Source organism: Corynebacterium sp. AOP12-C2-36 (genome assembly GCF_052379185.1).
Lineage (GTDB): Bacteria > Actinomycetota > Actinomycetes > Mycobacteriales > Mycobacteriaceae > Corynebacterium.
On sequence record NZ_JBQSYJ010000086.1, the window covers coordinates 1 to 397 of the forward strand.

Here is a 397-nt window from a genome sequence, read left to right on the forward strand (position 1 = left end):
ACGATTCGGGAAGATCCCCACGACGTCGGTACGCCGGCGAATCTCACGGTTCAGCCGCTCGGTGGGGTTGTTAGACCACACCTTCGTCCACACCGCCTTCGGCGCGGTTGTGAACGCCAGCAGCTCGTCGAGCGCTTCCTCCAGGTAGTCGGCGACATGCGGGAACTTCTGCTGACAGAACGCGACGACCTCCCGGGCCTGGGCCCACACCGCGGCCGTGTCGGGTTGCTGGAAGATCGTCTGGAACATCGCCGACAACGTCGGCCACTGGGTCTTCGACACCATGGACGACAGATTCTTGGCGAAATGTGTCCGACAGCGCTGCCACGACGCGTTCGGCAGTACCTCGCCGATCGCGTGCTGGATGCCCAGGTGAGCGTCACTGGTGACCAGGAAG

The 397-nt window shown here is 63.7% G+C and carries 1 protein-coding gene; it reads right to left on the reverse strand.

The features are described from left to right. Window positions 1-397 (reverse strand): transposase (locus ACT3UN_RS16585; protein WP_444657677.1); only part of this gene is annotated, 397 nt, incomplete at both ends.